Origin of the sequence: Pseudomonas sp. FSL W5-0203, assembly GCF_001896155.1 — a bacterium.
Taxonomy (GTDB): Bacteria; Pseudomonadota; Gammaproteobacteria; order Pseudomonadales; family Pseudomonadaceae; genus Aquipseudomonas; species Aquipseudomonas paracarnis.
Genome location: NZ_MPOR01000019.1, coordinates 43,734 through 57,511 on the forward strand (window position 1 = coordinate 43,734; position 13,778 = coordinate 57,511).

Genomic DNA, 13,778 nt, shown 5'->3' on the forward strand with positions numbered 1-13,778 from the left:
GGCTATAGAAGCCGACGCATAGCCAGAAGTTCAGCTTTTTTCAGTGTTATTTCACGAAATTTTCACGAGCCAAAGCTTCGCACAACTCCAGGATGTTTCCAAAGTGTCGGTAGGATATTTCTTAGGTGACACAGATCGCCGCTGGTCCAGAACTGTGTAGCTTCAGGTTCGCCAGCGGCCAGCAGGTCGCGCTCACCCAGCAAGCGCTTGAGCTGGCGCGCCACAGCGGCGCCGGTATCAATGAGGATGATGCTGGGGGGCAGCATCTGCGCCAGGAGTGGCTTGAGGAAGGGGTAATGAGTGCAACCCAGGATGATGGTGTCGCAACCGGCGCTGAGCAGCGGCTCGACATAGCCTTGCAGCAGGGCGCGCAAGGCCGGGCTGTTGAGGTCGCCGGCTTCAATCAGCTCCACCAGGCCTGGACACGGCTGGGTAATCACCCGTACATCGGTGGCGAAGCGGTCGAGCAAGGCGGCGAACTTGGCGCTTTGCAGGGTACCGGTGGTGGCGAGCACACCCACCACGCCACTGCGCGTGGCTGCGGCCGCAGGTTTGACCGCAGGCTCCATACCGACCAATGGCCAGTCAGGGTAATCCTGGCGTAAGTCGGCCACGGCGGCGACAGTCGCCGTATTACAGGCAATCACAAAGGCCTTGGCGCCCCGCTCGCGGAAAAACTCAGCGACCGAGCGAGAACGCTCAAGAATGAACGCCGGCGTTTTCTCGCCATAAGGAATGTGCCCGCAGTCAGCCACGTACAACAGTGACTCGTGGGGCAACAACTGCTGGATTTCTTCCAGCACCGTGAGGCCGCCGATGCCGGAATCGAACACACCAATAGGCGCGCCCTTAACCATGCTTTGCCCCGCAGACGCTGCAGCCTGGGTCACGCTTGACGCGCAACTCGCGAAAACGCGTGGTCAGCGCATCGATCAACAACAGGCGCCCCACCAACGGCTCACCAAAACCGGCCAGCAGCTTCAAGGCTTCCAGCGCTTGCAGGCTGCCAACCACCCCCACCAACGGCCCGACAACGCCGGCTTCGCTGCAGGTCAGTTCAGTGTCGCTGCCGTGCCCGTACAAACAGTGGTAACAGGGGCTGTCGGCGCGACGGGGGTCGAATACCGACAACTGCCCCTCAAGGCGAATGGCCGCGCCACTGACCAGCGGTTTGCCGGCGGCGACGCAGGCCGCGTTGACCGCCTCGCGAGTAGAGAAGTTGTCGCTGCAATCGAGCACCAGGTCCACTGCGTTGACCGCAGCGGCCAGCGAGTCGGCATCCAGCGCAGCACGATGGGCGACCAGGGTGACTTCAGGGTTGATCGCCCTCAGGCGCCCCATGGCCGAATCGACCTTGGTCTGCCCCACGCTGTCGGTGTCATGGATGATCTGGCGTTGCAGGTTGGTCAAATCGACTGTATCGAAATCCGCCAAGTGCAATTCGCCCACCCCGGCAGCGGCCAGGTAAAGCGCCACCGGAGCGCCCAGGCCACCCAGGCCGACGATCAACGCGCGACTCTGCTTCAGGCGCAATTGGCCGTCGATGTCGACAGGCTGCAACAGAATCTGCCGGCTATAGCGCAACAGCTCCTGGTCGGTCAGCACGGGCGGCGCCCCAAGGTGATGCGCTCGTGACCGCCGAGATCGATGCGGCTGTGTACGCCGTCAAAGCCCTGGTTCAGCAACAAATCGCGCACGGCCTGGGCCTGGTCGTAACCGTGCTCGAGCAACAGCCAGCCTCCGTCGTTCAGGTGGTCAGGAGACTCTTGGGTGATCAGGCGCAAGTCGTCCAGACCATCGTGCCCCGCCACCAGCGCACTGGCCGGTTCGAAGCGCACATCGCCGGCCGCCAGGTGCGGGTCATTGTCGGCAATGTAGGGCGGGTTGCTGATGATCAGGTCGAAGCGGTGGCCTTGCAGGGCGCTGAACCAATGGCTGTTGAGCACCGTAGCGTTATTGAGGTGCAGACGTTGACGATTGCGCTCGGCCAGGGCCACGGCCTCCAGCACGCGGTCGACCGCCGTGACCTGCCAGGCCGGACGTTCGCTGGCCAGGGCCAAGGCGATGGCGCCGCTACCGGTGCCCAGGTCCAGGACCTGGGCGGGCGTGGCGGGCAGCAATTCCAGGGCAGCTTCCACCAGCAACTCAGTTTCCGGGCGGGGGATCAAAGTGTGCGGTGCTACTTCCAGGTCGAGTTTCCAGAAGCCTTGCTGGCCGAGGATATAGGCCACCGGCTCACCGCTGCGGCGGCGCTGCAGGTAGCCGGCAAAGGTCAGGGCGTCTTCGCTGCTGACGATCTTTTCCGGCCAGGTATGCAGGTAGCTGCGCGATTTGCCCAGGGCAGCGGCCAGCAGCAACTCCACGTCCAGGCGCGCCGTCGGCGAGTCGGGCAGGTCAGCGGCGCGCAGCAGGCTGGCAATGATGGTCATTCAGTCACCTATCGCCGCCAGTTGGTCGGCCTGGTATTCGGCGAGCAACGGCTCGATCACCGCATCCACGCCACCGGCGAGAATTTCGTCGAGGGAGTAGAGGGTGAGGTTGACCCGATGGTCGGTAACCCGGCCCTGGGCAAAGTTGTAGGTGCGGATACGCTCGGAGCGGTCGCCGGAGCCCACCAGCAGCTTGCGTTCGCTGGCAATTGCGTTGGCCGCGGCGCTGGTCTGCTGGTCGTTCAACTTGGCCGACAACCAGGACATGGCCCGTGCACGGTTCTTGTGCTGGGAACGTTCTTCCTGGCACTCCACCACAATGCCCGACGGCAAGTGAGTGATACGGATCGCCGAGTCGGTCTTGTTAACGTGCTGGCCACCCGCGCCGGATGAGCGGTAGGTGTCGACGCGCAAGTCCGCCGGGTTGATCTCGATGGCTTCCTGTTCGTCCGGCTCAGGCAACACCGCGACGGTGCACGCCGAGGTGTGGATACGGCCCTGGGATTCGGTGGCTGGCACCCGCTGTACGCGGTGCGCACCGGACTCGAACTTCAGCTTGCCATAGACGTTGTCGCCTTCAACCCGGGCGATGACTTCTTTATAGCCGCCGTGCTCGCCCTCGTTCTCGGAGAGGATCTCCACCCGCCAGCCACGACGCTCGGCATAACGCGAATACATGCGGAACAGGTCGCCGGAGAAAATCGCCGCCTCGTCGCCACCGGTGCCGGCGCGGATTTCGAGGAACACGTTGCGTCCGTCGTTAGGGTCCTTGGGCAGCAACATGCGTTGCAAGTCACCCTCAAGCTCAGCGAGTTTGTCCTTGGCTTCGCGGACTTCTTCCACGGCCATTTCACGCATGTCCGGGTCGCTGTCCTTGAGCAGGGCCTGGGCACCTTCGAGGTCGGCCTGGACTTTCAGCAGGTTTTTATAGGTGGCCACAATGGGCTCAACTTCGGCGTATTCCTTGGAATAGGCACGGAATTTGGTCTGATCGGAAATGACCTCGCCATCGCCGAGCAAGGCGGTCAGTTCTTCGAAACGGTCCTGGAGCACGTCCAGTTTATTGAGCAGTGACGCTTTCATTGCGGTTTTTTATCCGAAGAGCTGTCTGACGCGCCCTCACCGAGGGCAAAGAGTTCCTGGGCCATGGCCAGCGCATCGAGGCGGCCTTCGGCGGTAAGCTTTTTCAACTGGACGCTAGGCGCGTGAAGCAGTTTGTTGGTCAGGCCACGGGCCAATTGCATCAGCACCTCTTCGGCGCCACTGCCATTGGCCAGCATGCGCTGGGCCTTGAGCAACTCTTCATCACGCAGGCGTTCACCCTGCTGACGATACGCCTTGAGCACATCCACTGCCGCCAGTTCACGCAGGCGCACCATGAAATCTTCGGCACCGGTGCTGACCATTTCCTCGGCGGCCTGGGCGGCACCCTGCCGGCTCTTGAGGTTTTCAGCGACCACTTCATGCAGATCATCAACGCTATAGAGGTAAACGTCGTCCAACTCGCCGACTTCGGGCTCGATATCCCGGGGAACGGCGATATCCACCATGAAGATCGGCTTGTGCTTGCGCAGCTTCAACGCGCTCTCGACCGCGCCCTTGCCCAGAATCGGCAATTGGCTGGCGGTGGAACTGATGACGATATCACTGCGTACCAGTTCAGCGGGAATGTCCGACAGCAGCACCGCATGCGCACCGAACTGCTCGGCCAGAATGCTGGCGCGCTCCAGGGTGCGGTTGGCGACCACGATGCGCTTCACGCCAAGATCGTGCAGGTGACGGGCCACCAGGGTGATGGTTTCACCAGCGCCGATCAGCAGGGCCTGGCTGCGCTGCAAGTCGCTGAAAATCTGCTTGGCCAGGCTCACAGCGGCAAAGGCCACGGACACCGGGTTTTCGCCGATGGCCGTATCGGTACGCACTTGCTTGGCGGAATTGAAGGTGGCCTGGAACAGGCGGCCCAGCAATGGGCCGACGGTGCCGGCCTCACGCGCCACGGCGTAGGCGGACTTCATCTGGCCGAGAATCTGCGGTTCACCCAACACCAGCGAGTCGAGACCGGCCGCCACGCGCATCATGTGACGAACTGCCGCATCCTCTTCATGCACATAAGCGCTGGCGCGCAGGTCATCGAGGCTCAAATGGTGATAATCGGCCAGCCAGCGCAGCACCACATCCGCCGAGAGATGTTCCTGCTCTATATAGAGCTCGCTGCGATTGCAGGTGGAAAGAATCGCAGCTTCGCGGCTGTCGGTAAGCCGGCAGAGCTGCTGCAGGGCCTCAACCAACTGCTCTGGCGTAAACGCCACGCGCTCGCGCACGTCTACGGAGGCAGTCTTGTGGTTAATACCGAGTGCGAGGAAGGCCATTCAATATCGCTGATGATGTCGGGAAGCCGACAATTGTCCTACTTCGAAAGATCCAGAACAACCACCGTCGTCTATTGTCCCTATATCTTATGCCTATCAATGCACTTTTGTAGGAGCGAGCAAGCTCGCGCCTACAAAGGAAAGGCAAAAGGCAGCAATAGTCGTATTCCGAGTGCCCCGGTTATGTTTGGCCGAAGGCTTGTGTCATGATGATCCGACCGCAGGTTAGTCGTCCTCTTCCTATATGAATAGATCTTCCGCGTTGCTCCTCGCTTTTGTCTTCCTCAGCGGCTGCCAGGCCATGGCACCCGTGTCGCCGGACGCTACGTCGCCGGTGGAAGACAGCACTCCCGCCCCTGAAAAACCCAAGGTTTATTCCTCGTTCAGTGAAGAAACGATCTACAGCCTGCTGACCGCTGAACTGGCCGGCCAGCGCAATCGCTTCGATATTGCGCTGGATAATTACGTGACCCAGGCCATCAACACCCAGGACCCGGGGATTTCCGAGCGAGCGTTTCGCATCGCCGAATACCTGGGCGCCGACCAGGCAGCGCTGGACACCTCGCTGATCTGGGCCAAAAACGCCCCGGATGATCTGGAAGCCCAACGCGCCGCAGCCGTGCAATTGGCGCGTGCCGGGCGCTATGACGACTCCATGGTCTATATGGAGAAGGTTCTGCAGGGCAAGGGCGACACACATTTTGACTTTCTTGCGCTATCGGCCGCCGACACCGACCAGGACACGCGCAACGGCCTGATGAAGAGTTTCGATCGCCTGCTGCAAAAGCATCCGAAGAACAGCCAGTTGATTTTCGGCAAGGCCCTGCTGCTGCAACAGGACGATGAAGCCGACGCCGCGCTCAACCTCTTGGAACAGAACCCGCCGGAAGAAGGCGAAATCGCGCCGATCCTGTTGCGTGCACGCCTGCTGCAAAGCCTTAACCGCGGCAAGGAAGCGATTCCGCTGCTGGAAAAAAGCATCAAGAAATACCCCGGCGACAAGCGCCTGCTCCTGACCTATGCACGCATGCTGGTTGAGCAGGACCGGATGGAAGACGCCAAAGTGCAGTTCGCCAACCTGGTCCAGCAATACCCGGACGACGACGAACTGCGTTATTCCCTGGCATTGGTGTGCCTGGAAGCCAAGGCCTGGGACGAGGCCAAGGGCTACCTGCAAGAGCTGATCGAACGTGACAGCCACGTGGATTCGGCGCACTTGAACCTGGGCCGCATCGCTGAAGAGCGCAACGACCCGCAGGCGGCCCTGCTTGAATACGCCCAAGTCGGCCCCGGCAATGATTATCTGCCAGCGCAGTTGCGCCAAGCCGACATCCTGATGAGCAATGGCCGCACCGACGAAGCGGAAAAACGCCTGGCCGCGGCCCGCGATGCCGAGCCGGACTATGCGATCCAGCTGTACCTGATCCAGGCCGAGACCTTATCGGCCAACAAGCAGGGCGAACGCGCCTGGAAGTTATTGCAACAGGCGTTGCTGCAATACCCCGACGATTTGAACCTGCTGTACACCCGCGCCATGCAGGCGGAAAAACGCAATGACCTGGCGCAGTTGGAGAAAGACCTGCGCCTGATCATCAAGCGTGACCCGGACAACGCCATGGCCCTTAACGCCCTGGGCTACACCTTGTCCGATCGCACCACGCGCTACGCCGAAGCCAAGGTGCTGATCGAACAAGCCCACGCGCTCAACCCGGAAGACCCGGCCGTACTCGACAGCCTGGGCTGGGTGAATTACCGCCTGGGCAACCTCGACGAGGCCGAGCGCTTACTGCGCCAGGCGCTGGAGCGTTTCCCGGACCAGGAAGTTGCCGCACACCTGGGCGAAGTGCTCTGGGCCAATGGCAAGCAGCGCGAAGCCCGACAAATCTGGGAAAAGTTCCTCAAGGAACAACCCGACAGCCCTATCCTGCGCAGCACCATCAAGCGCCTGACCGGATCCGAGACCCTTTAAGCTTATGTTCTTGCGCCACATTATCGTTTTCAGTTTCATCGCCCTGCTCGCCGGTTGCGCGGGCATCGGCAGCCGTGAATCCGTTGAAGGCCAGGGCAACCCGGCACAATGGAAACAACACAAGGACCAGCTCAGCAGCATCGATGGCTGGCAGATCGAGGGCAAGGTCGGGGTGCGTGCGCCGAAAGACTCCGGCAGCGGCACCCTGTTCTGGCTGCAACGCCAGGACTACTACGACATTCGCCTCTCGGGCCCCCTGGGTCGTGGCGCAGCCCGCCTGACTGGCAGGCCAGGGCAAGTAAGCCTGGAAGTGGCCAATCAGGGCCGCTACGAGGCAACCTCTCCGGAAGAACTGCTGGAGCAGCAGATTGGCTGGAAGCTGCCCGTCTCTCATCTGGTCTGGTGGGTCCGCGGCCTGCCGGCACCTGACAGCAAGAGCCGGCTGAGCCTCAATGGCGACAGCCGCCTCGCTACCCTGGAGCAGGATGGCTGGCAGGTCGAATATTTGAGCTACGTGGAGCAAAGCGGCTATTGGCTTCCCGAACGTATCAAGCTGCATGGCACCGAACTTGATGTCACGCTGGTGATCAAGGACTGGCAACCGCGCAAACTGGGGCAATAACGTGTCCGCACAAAAATTGACCCTGCCCTCCCCGGCCAAGCTCAACCTGATGCTGCACATCCTTGGCCGTCGTGAAGATGGCTACCACGAGTTGCAGACGCTGTTTCAGTTTCTCGACTACGGCGATGAGCTGACCTTTGCCGTGCGTGAGGATGGCGTAATCCAACTGCACACCGAATTCGACGGCGTGCCCCACGACAGCAATCTGATTGTGCGGGCAGCCAAAAAACTTCAGGCACAATCCGGCTGCCCACTTGGCATTGATATCTGGATCGACAAAATCCTGCCCATGGGCGGGGGTATCGGTGGCGGCAGCTCCAATGCCGCGACCACTTTGTTGGGCCTCAATCACTTATGGCAACTGGGCTGGGACCACGATCGCCTTGCTGCGCTGGGCCTCACGCTGGGCGCCGACGTCCCGGTTTTCGTGCGGGGGCACGCCGCATTTGCTGAAGGCGTTGGGGAGAAACTCACCCCTGTAGAACCCGAAGAACCTTGGTATGTCGTGCTGGTGCCGCAAGTATCTGTAAGTACAGCAGAAATTTTTTCAGATCCGTTGTTGACACGTAACTCTTCTCCCATTAAAGTGCGCCCCGTTCCCAAGGGAAACAGTCGAAATGACTGCTTACCGGTTGTAGCAAGGCGTTATCCAGAGGTACGTAACGCTTTGAATTTGTTAGGTAAATTTACCGAAGCAAAATTAACCGGCACTGGAAGTTGTGTGTTTGGGGGCTTCCCAAGCAAAGCTGAAGCTGATAAAGTCTCGGCCCTTCTTACAGAGACCCTTACAGGGTTTGTAGCAAAAGGAAGCAACGTTTCGATGTTGCATCGCAAGCTGCAAAGTCTGCTCTAAAAGGAACCGAGTGTTAGGCACTCGTTGCAACAGATACAGGGGCGTCGCCAAGCGGTAAGGCAGCAGGTTTTGATCCTGCCATGCGTTGGTTCGAATCCAGCCGCCCCTGCCATTTTCTAATACTCATCCAGGTTACCCTCAGCCTCTAGGTACTGCGCGTGTCCAAGATGATGGTCTTTACGGGGAATGCCAACCCCGATCTGGCTCGACGTGTCGTACGTCAGCTGCATATCCCTCTCGGTGACATCTCTGTCGGTAAATTCTCCGACGGCGAAATTACAGCCGAGATCAATGAAAATGTCCGCGGTAAAGACGTCTTCATTATTCAGCCGACCTGCGCTCCGACCAACGATAACCTGATGGAACTCGTCGTGATGGCTGATGCCTTCCGCCGCTCCTCAGCGACTCGAATCACAGCTGTAATCCCTTACTTTGGTTATGCCCGTCAGGATCGCCGTCCGCGCTCCGCACGTGTAGCTATCAGCGCGAAAGTCGTTGCTGACATGCTGACCGTGGTAGGTATCGACCGTGTGCTCACGGTTGACCTGCACGCTGACCAAATCCAGGGGTTCTTCGATATTCCGGTAGATAACATCTACGGCTCCCCCGTCCTGGTGGATGACATCGAAGACCAGCGCTTTGAAAACCTAATGATCGTGTCCCCGGACATTGGTGGCGTCGTGCGTGCACGGGCTGTTGCCAAATCCCTGGGCGTGGACCTCGGGATCATCGACAAACGCCGTGAGAAAGCCAATCACTCTGAAGTGATGCATATCATCGGTGATGTCGAAGGGCGCACCTGTATTCTGGTTGATGACATGGTCGACACCGCCGGCACGCTGTGCCACGCGGCGAAAGCCTTGAAAGAGCACGGTGCAGCAAAAGTCTTCGCCTACTGCACACACCCTGTGCTGTCGGGCCGAGCGATCGAAAACATCGAGAACTCCGTGCTGGACGAACTGGTGGTGACTAACACCATCCCGTTGTCCGCCGCAGCTCAAGCCTGTGCACGTATCCGCCAACTGGATATTGCACCGGTCGTTGCCGAAGCGGTTCGCCGCATCAGCAATGAAGAATCGATCAGCGCGATGTTCCGTTAAGGGTCAAACCAACGGATCACCTCACTGACGAAAAGCGCCCCGCCCCAGCATTCCGCTGGGGCGGGGCTTTTTTGCCCATATCGAGTTCGGCGCTGGTCGCAAACGCCCCTCGATGATGGCTATTTTGGAGATACAACATGAACGAATTTACTCTGAACGCCCAAGCGCGTACTGACCTGGGGAAAGGTGCGAGCCGCCGCCTGCGTCACGCCGCCAACATCCCAGCCGTTGTCTACGGTGGTAACAAGCCTGCTGAATCCGTGACCATCCTGGCCAAGGAAATCGCCAAGCTGTTCGAAAACGAAGCTGCCTACAGCCACGTTATCGAGCTGAACGTCGACGGCGCCAAGCAGAACGTCATCGTTAAAGCGATGCAGCGTCACCCTTCCAAGCAGTTCATCATGCACGCTGACTTCGTTCGCGTTGTAGCTGGCCAGAAACTGACCGCCATCGTGCCTGTGCACTTTGTGGGTGAAGAAGCTCCGGTCAAGAAAGGCGGCGAGATCTCTCACGTCCTGAACGAAATCGAAGTGACCTGCCTGCCGAAAGACCTGCCTGAGTTCATCGAAGTCGACCTGTCGGCTCTGGAAATCGGCGCCATCGTTCACCTGTCCGACCTCAAGGCCCCTAAAGGCGTTGAGTTTGTCGCACTGGCTCACGGTGATGACAAAGCTGTTGCCAACGTTCACGCTCCACGCGTTGCTCCAGAAGAAGCTGAAGAAGGCGCTGCAGAGTAATTCACTCTGTATTGCCGGAGCTTGAGGAAACATCGCGGACCGAAACGTAGCGAGAAAGCGGGCGATAACGCGGCGTTTACTCTTGAGTAAATGATGTAGTGTCGTCCACTTTCGCCGCACCTGGGTACGGCGATGTTATCCACAACTCCAAAGGAAGGGCTCCTGTCGTGACTGCCATTAAACTGATCGTTGGCCTGGGAAATCCAGGCGCCGAATACGAACAGACCCGGCATAACGCGGGGGCCCTTTTTGTTGAGCGCATCGCCCACGCCCAAGGCGCCAACCTGGTGGCCGATCGCAAATATTTTGGCCTGACCGGGCGCTTCTCGCACCAGGGTCAGGATGTTCGTCTACTGATTCCCACCACCTATATGAACCGCAGCGGCCAGGCTGTCGCGGCGCTTGCGGGCTTCTTCCGGATCAAACCCGAAGAAATCCTGGTGGCCCATGACGAACTGGACTTGCCACCCGGCGTAGCCAAGCTCAAGCTCGGCGGCGGGCATGGTGGGCACAATGGCCTGCGTGACATCATCGCGCAGTTGGGCAATCAGAATAATTTTTACCGTCTGCGGCTCGGCATTGGCCACCCAGGCGTTGCCAGTATGGTTTCAAATTTCGTCCTGGGTCGTGCGCCACGCGCCGAACAGGAAAAACTCGATGCCAGCATCGATTTTGCCCTCGGCGTGCTGCCGGATATCTTCGCCGGTGAATGGAACCGTGCGATGAAAAACCTGCACAGCCAGAAGGCCTGACTCTTATCCGAGGGGAAACACCATGGGATTCAATTGCGGCATCGTCGGCCTGCCCAACGTCGGCAAGTCCACCCTGTTCAACGCCCTGACCAAGTCCGGTATTGCGGCGGAGAACTTCCCCTTCTGCACCATCGAACCCAACAGCGGCATCGTGCCGATGCCGGACCCGCGTCTTGACGCACTGGCGGCCATCGTCAATCCCAAGCGCATCCTGCCGACCACTATGGAGTTCGTCGACATCGCGGGCCTCGTCGCCGGCGCCTCGAAAGGTGAAGGCCTGGGCAACAAGTTCCTGGCCAACATCCGCGAAACCGATGCTATCGCCCATGTGGTCCGCTGCTTTGAAGACGAGAACGTGATTCACGTCTCCAACAGCGTCGACCCCAAGCGCGACATCGAGATCATCGACCTGGAACTGATCTTCGCCGACCTCGACAGCTGCGAAAAGCAACTGCAGAAAGTCGCGCGTAACGCCAAGGGCGGCGACAAGGATGCAGTGGTCCAGAAGGGCCTGCTGGAGCAGCTGATCGCGCACTTCACCGAAGGCAAGCCTGCGCGCAGCCTGATGAAGAACATGGGGGCCGATGAGAAGGCCGTGATCAAGGGCTTCCACCTGCTGACCACCAAGCCTGTGATGTACATCGCCAACGTTGCCGAAGACGGCTTCGAGAACAACCCGCTGCTCGACGTGGTCAAGGCTATTGCCGACGAAGAAGGCGCCATCGTTGTTCCGGTGTGCAACAAGATCGAAGCGGAAATCGCCGAGCTCGATGACGGCGAAGAAAAGGACATGTTCCTCGAGGCCCTGGGCCTGGAAGAGCCTGGCTTGAACCGCGTGATCCGCGCAGGCTACGAAATGCTCAACCTGCAGACCTACTTCACCGCCGGTGTCGAAGAAGTCCGCGCCTGGACCGTCAAGGTCGGTGCTACCGCGCCACAGGCTGCTGGCGTGATCCACACCGACTTTGAGAAAGGCTTCATCCGCGCCGAAGTGATCGCCTACAACGACTTCATCCAGTTCAAGGGTGAAGCCGGTGCCAAGGAAGCCGGTAAATGGCGCCTGGAAGGCAAGGACTACATTGTTAAAGATGGCGATGTGATGCACTTCCGCTTTAACGTGTAAGCACCACCGCAGTATTGACTGCGAACAAAAAGCCGATGCATTGCATCGGCTTTTTTGTGGCCGGTATTTAAGCTTACAAATAAAAACACATATCCAAATACTCAACTATCTCAGAATCTTCCTACTTACCTTTTTCGACGCTTTAACCAAACTAAAGCCGAGCACATTAAAAACTTAAACTTACAGTCATTTTCCTACATTATTCCGGCACATAACTACCTCTTCGCCGGGTGAAAACTTTTATATTCTGCGTTCTACTGAGTTGGCGCTTGCACACCGCCCTTCTACAGTGAAGTACTAGCGAACAGGGAGTACACATCGATGTCGGCCTACGTCCAGAAGGATAATACAACAGACGTTTCACTCATCGATGGTCAGGAAATTGAAACCACACTTAACAACACCGCCGCGCTTAACGTTGACATCCTGCTGTTGGGAGAAACGGGTACCGGCAAAGATACGCTTGCACAACGGATTCATCGCTTATCGGGTCGACGAGGTAATTTTGTCGCCGTGAACTGTGCGGCCATCCCTGAAAGCCTGGCGGAAAGCCAGCTGTTCGGTGTCAACAGCGGCGCCTACACCGGGGCAGTGCAATCAAGGGCTGGATTTGTCGAAGCCGCCCACTTGGGTACTCTGTACCTTGATGAGATCGACAGCATGCCCTTGAGCCTGCAAGCCAAGCTACTGCGTGTGCTGGAGTGCCGCGGGGTGGAGCGCCTGGGTTCGACTCGGTTCATTTCCGTGGACATGCGCGTCATTGCATCGGCCCAGCAATCCCTGCAAATCATGGTCGACCAGGGCGCCTTCAGGCGTGATCTCTACTTTCGGCTGAATGTCGTGAACATCGAACTGCCCGCCCTGCGCGATCGGCGCGAGCGCATCATCCCGTTGTTTCTGCAGATGATTCAGGAAGAAGCAGACCAGTTCAATTGCACACCTCCATCGCCTTCTGACGGCCTGTTGCATGAACTGCTCTGCCACCCCTGGCTGGGTAATGTTCGCGAGCTACGCTCGGCGGCGAAACGGTTCGTCCTGGGCCTCCCGCCGCTCTCAGCCCCCGCCTGCCGTCAGCCGCCCCCTCAGACGGACCTGAAGGCACGCCTTCAACAAATTGAAAAAGCGTTGATTGAAGAGTCGATGTACCGTCACCAACACTGTGTGGATACCGTAGCCATTGAGCTGGGGGTTGCGAAGCGCACGCTGTATTACAGAATGAAACAATTGAACATATCATTGGCATAAGCTTGATGACGCCCGGTTCAAAAATCTTATAGTCAAAACCTCAATGATACGAGCCAGCACATGAAGAGCCGATAGTTTCTCAAATATTGAGGATCATATTTCGTTACACCTCCGCTCAAAACTTTTGGAACGCATCCGTTTTATAGGCCACACAATTATAGCTGCAAAATATGTCAACAGCGTCATATCTATGATGATGTTACGGGCAGCGAATACAATTCTTAATTCACAAAGGACCCTTATATGTCAACTATTACCTCAGGTTCGATCTATTCACAAGCGTTGGCAAACACGTCTAACCCATTCACTAAATTTAACGGAGGCACAGGAGACGGATTTGCTGGAGGTGGCGAAGATGGCGCCGAAGGCATCTTCGAAAAGATGAAGGCTGATGCCATAAAAAACGGCTGGAGAAGCGCTGAAGTGAAAAACATTCAAGGGTTGATCCGGTCGGGGTCCGGTCAATAATTATCGGGTGATCGATTACCTTTCAGGCTCTCTAGTCCGAAAGGTAATCATCCCCCCTCCCGACAGGCCAGTGTGTACGCCTGTAAAGCTGCGCCCACTTTGATCGAGTAA

14 protein-coding genes and 1 tRNA gene are annotated in these 13,778 nt (G+C 58.4%); 10 read left to right on the forward strand and 5 right to left on the reverse strand.

The features are described from left to right. Positions 1–62: 62 nt before the first annotated feature. Genes murI through hemA form a run of 5 tightly spaced genes read right to left on the reverse strand, consistent with a single transcriptional unit; the run spans position 63 to position 4,798 of the window. On the reverse strand, positions 63–857 hold the full coding sequence (murI, locus tag BOP96_RS17510; RefSeq protein ID WP_014716837.1) for a glutamate racemase: 795 nt from the start codon (positions 855–857) through the stop codon (positions 63–65). Continuing rightward, on the reverse strand, positions 850–1,605 hold the full coding sequence (locus BOP96_RS17515) for a molybdopterin-synthase adenylyltransferase MoeB (RefSeq protein ID WP_069868930.1): 756 nt from the start codon (positions 1,603–1,605) through the stop codon (positions 850–852). The genes murI and BOP96_RS17515 overlap by 8 nt, the downstream gene beginning before the upstream one ends. Next, the gene (prmC, locus tag BOP96_RS17520; protein ID WP_073453467.1) at positions 1,599–2,429 is read right to left on the reverse strand and encodes a peptide chain release factor N(5)-glutamine methyltransferase; all 831 of its coding nucleotides are present in this window, start codon (positions 2,427–2,429) and stop codon (positions 1,599–1,601) included. The genes BOP96_RS17515 and prmC overlap by 7 nt, the downstream gene beginning before the upstream one ends. Further along, positions 2,430–3,512 carry a peptide chain release factor 1 gene (prfA, locus tag BOP96_RS17525; protein ID WP_014716834.1) on the reverse strand — a complete coding sequence of 361 codons (1,083 nt, stop codon included), beginning with the start codon at positions 3,510–3,512 and terminating at the stop codon, positions 2,430–2,432. It lies immediately after the preceding gene. Continuing rightward, positions 3,509–4,798, reverse strand: a complete 1,290-nt coding sequence (gene hemA, locus BOP96_RS17530; RefSeq protein WP_003188356.1) for a glutamyl-tRNA reductase — start codon at positions 4,796–4,798, stop codon at positions 3,509–3,511. Before hemA ends, prfA begins: the two co-directional genes overlap by 4 nt. A gap of 244 nt (positions 4,799–5,042) precedes the next feature. On the opposite strand from hemA, the gene BOP96_RS17535 reads away from it, so the two are divergent. The 10 genes from BOP96_RS17535 (at position 5,043) to BOP96_RS17580 (ending at position 13,667) form a co-directional block, all read left to right on the forward strand. Further along, positions 5,043–6,767: a tetratricopeptide repeat protein gene (locus BOP96_RS17535; protein ID WP_014716833.1), complete on the forward strand. Its 1,725-nt coding sequence runs from the start codon at positions 5,043–5,045 to the stop codon at positions 6,765–6,767. A 4-nt stretch (positions 6,768–6,771) separates the two neighbouring features. Then, entirely contained in the window at positions 6,772–7,389 is a 618-nt protein-coding gene (gene lolB, locus BOP96_RS17540; protein ID WP_073453469.1) for a lipoprotein insertase outer membrane protein LolB, read from the forward strand. Between the two features lie 49 nt (positions 7,390–7,438). Continuing rightward, the gene (gene ispE / locus BOP96_RS17545) at positions 7,439–8,242 is read left to right on the forward strand and encodes a 4-(cytidine 5'-diphospho)-2-C-methyl-D-erythritol kinase (protein WP_178114207.1); all 804 of its coding nucleotides are present in this window, start codon (positions 7,439–7,441) and stop codon (positions 8,240–8,242) included. A 37-nt stretch (positions 8,243–8,279) separates the two neighbouring features. Continuing rightward, a tRNA-Gln gene (locus BOP96_RS17550) sits at positions 8,280–8,354 on the forward strand. Between the two features lie 46 nt (positions 8,355–8,400). Then, a complete protein-coding gene (locus BOP96_RS17555) occupies positions 8,401–9,342 on the forward strand; it encodes a ribose-phosphate pyrophosphokinase (protein ID WP_003171603.1) in 942 nt (313 codons plus the stop codon). A 137-nt stretch (positions 9,343–9,479) separates the two neighbouring features. Continuing rightward, positions 9,480–10,079: a 50S ribosomal protein L25/general stress protein Ctc gene (locus BOP96_RS17560; protein ID WP_003188351.1), complete on the forward strand. Its 600-nt coding sequence runs from the start codon at positions 9,480–9,482 to the stop codon at positions 10,077–10,079. Between the two features lie 167 nt (positions 10,080–10,246). Then, positions 10,247–10,831 carry an aminoacyl-tRNA hydrolase gene (gene pth / locus BOP96_RS17565; RefSeq protein ID WP_073453471.1) on the forward strand — a complete coding sequence of 195 codons (585 nt, stop codon included), beginning with the start codon at positions 10,247–10,249 and terminating at the stop codon, positions 10,829–10,831. A 22-nt stretch (positions 10,832–10,853) separates the two neighbouring features. Continuing rightward, positions 10,854–11,954 (forward strand): redox-regulated ATPase YchF, encoded by a 1,101-nt coding sequence (ychF, locus tag BOP96_RS17570; RefSeq protein WP_014716830.1) that lies wholly within the window; start codon positions 10,854–10,856, stop codon positions 11,952–11,954. Positions 11,955–12,275: 321 nt separating this feature from the next. After that, the gene (locus tag BOP96_RS17575) at positions 12,276–13,199 is read left to right on the forward strand and encodes a sigma 54-interacting transcriptional regulator (RefSeq protein WP_014716829.1); all 924 of its coding nucleotides are present in this window, start codon (positions 12,276–12,278) and stop codon (positions 13,197–13,199) included. Positions 13,200–13,442: 243 nt separating this feature from the next. Then, positions 13,443–13,667 (forward strand): hypothetical protein, encoded by a 225-nt coding sequence (locus BOP96_RS17580; RefSeq protein WP_014716828.1) that lies wholly within the window; start codon positions 13,443–13,445, stop codon positions 13,665–13,667. Positions 13,668–13,778: the final 111 nt, after the last annotated feature.

Excerpts from the sequence above, each read along its gene's own strand:
- murI (WP_014716837.1), bottom strand. The coding sequence starts at position 857 with ATGGTTAAGGGCGCGCCTATTGGTGTGTTCGATTCCGGCATCGGCGGC.
- prmC (WP_073453467.1), bottom strand. The coding sequence starts at position 2,429 with ATGACCATCATTGCCAGCCTGCTGCGCGCCGCTGACCTGCCCGACTCG.
- prfA (WP_014716834.1), bottom strand. The coding sequence starts at position 3,512 with ATGAAAGCGTCACTGCTCAATAAACTGGACGTGCTCCAGGACCGTTTC.
- hemA (WP_003188356.1), bottom strand. The coding sequence starts at position 4,798 with ATGGCCTTCCTCGCACTCGGTATTAACCACAAGACTGCCTCCGTAGAC.
- BOP96_RS17535 (WP_014716833.1), top strand. The coding sequence starts at position 5,043 with ATGAATAGATCTTCCGCGTTGCTCCTCGCTTTTGTCTTCCTCAGCGGC.
- lolB (WP_073453469.1), top strand. The coding sequence starts at position 6,772 with ATGTTCTTGCGCCACATTATCGTTTTCAGTTTCATCGCCCTGCTCGCC.
- ispE (WP_178114207.1), top strand. The coding sequence starts at position 7,439 with ATGCTGCACATCCTTGGCCGTCGTGAAGATGGCTACCACGAGTTGCAG.
- BOP96_RS17560 (WP_003188351.1), top strand. The coding sequence starts at position 9,480 with ATGAACGAATTTACTCTGAACGCCCAAGCGCGTACTGACCTGGGGAAA.
- ychF (WP_014716830.1), top strand. The coding sequence starts at position 10,854 with ATGGGATTCAATTGCGGCATCGTCGGCCTGCCCAACGTCGGCAAGTCC.
- BOP96_RS17575 (WP_014716829.1), top strand. The coding sequence starts at position 12,276 with ATGTCGGCCTACGTCCAGAAGGATAATACAACAGACGTTTCACTCATC.
- BOP96_RS17580 (WP_014716828.1), top strand. The coding sequence starts at position 13,443 with ATGTCAACTATTACCTCAGGTTCGATCTATTCACAAGCGTTGGCAAAC.